At 53.3% G+C, this 1612-nt stretch carries 1 pseudogene; it reads left to right on the plus strand.

The features are described 5' to 3' along the window. Window positions 1–1612 (plus strand): annotated as a pseudogene (locus CO660_RS32320) (hypothetical protein); the annotation flags it as partial.

The following is a 1612-nucleotide window of genomic DNA, read 5'->3' on the forward strand; positions in this document are numbered from 1 at the left end:
CCGCAGTCGCTGGCGCCGGAGAGGGGTTCGGGGCAGCAAGACGTCGATGCCGCAACGGAGACTCACGTGGTCTCAACTAAGGTTCGAAAGCGTGGTCGCCCCGCCGACCGGGACATGCATCCCGATGACGAGTCCCGCATCAACCAGTTCGCGGAAGCAGTTCGAAACTACGAAATTCTACCCGACGGTAGCATCGGCCGAGGGGACGGAAGGGTTCCCGAGGCTACCGTCGAGAACAATTTAGGGATTCTTAGGAGGTTCGCTCGTTGGCTCCGAGCAGAAAACAGAGATTCGATGGCTTCTCGGTTTTTAAACGATCCAGATTCACTAGCCGTTGATATCGCGGATTATTGGGCAAGCGGTGAGGACGATCAGAACCGCCTTAACTCAGCGCTGTCTCATTTCAGGAGGCTCGCGCCTGAGGGGCAAGAACTCCAAGCCGTTGGACCTGGGCCGCGCCTGATGGGTCGCCGAATTCATGATCCCTATCCCGATGACGCCCGCGTCATTGATGCCTTGGCCAAGGAAGAGCGGAGTAAGCTCGGACCGGTCTCGATTTCTCAGAAAAATGCCAGTAGTCAACGAAAGTTTAGCGATTGGCTCAAAAGGGAGGGTAGGGGGAGCATAGTCAGCCGACTCACGGGTACTGATCAGCAGCAACAGTCGTTGCAGGAGGATTTTAGGAAATTTACCGAGGCCGAGGGAAAAGTGGTCGTGAGTTTAGATCGGCTGCGGCAGTATCTAGGCGCCGAGTCCCAGTTGAAACAGCATAATCCTTATCCCGACGACGCCCTCATGATTGATGGCTTGGCCAACGAAGAGCTGAGCAAGCTCGGACCGGACTCGACTTCCAAGAGGAAAGTTGTCCAGAATATGGCGATAAATCAACGGAGGTTTAGTAATTGGCTCCAAAAGAATGGTCGGGGGAGCATAAGCAGTCGCCTGACTGGCAGTGATGAGCAGCAACGGTCGTTAAAGGACGATTTTAGGGAATTTACTACTAACGTTGAAGTAAAAATAAGCGTGGGTTTCAATCGGCTGCGGCAGTATCTAGGCGCCGAGTCGCAGTTGAAACAGCATCATCCTTATCCCGACGACACCCGCATGATTGATAGCTTCACCAAGGAAGAGCTGAGCAAGCTCGGACCGGAGTCGACTTCCAAGAGGAAAGGCGTCTTGAATCTGGCCAGCAATCAACGGAGGTTTGGTAATTGGCTCCGAAAGAATGGTCGGGGGAGCATAAGCAGTCGCCTGACTGGCAGTGATGAGCAGCAACGGTCGTTGAAGGACGATTTTAGGGAATTTACTATTAACGTTGAAGTAAAAATAAACGTGAGTCTCGATCGGCTGCGGCAGTATCTAGGCGCTGAGTCGCAGTTGAAACAGCATCATCCTTATCCCGACGACGCCCTCATGATTGATGCCTTGGCCAACGAAGAGCTGAGCAAGCTCGGATCGGACTCGACTTCGCAGAGGAGAGTCGTCTGGAGACTGGCCAGCAATCAACGAAAGTTTAGTAATTGGCTGCAAACCAAGGGTAGGGAGAGCATAGCGAGCCGGCTCAACGGCAGTGATCAGCAGCAATGGTCGTTGAAAAAAGATTACCAAGACT

This window comes from Rhizobium sp. L9, assembly GCF_002531885.1.
Lineage (GTDB): Bacteria > Pseudomonadota > Alphaproteobacteria > Rhizobiales > Rhizobiaceae > Rhizobium.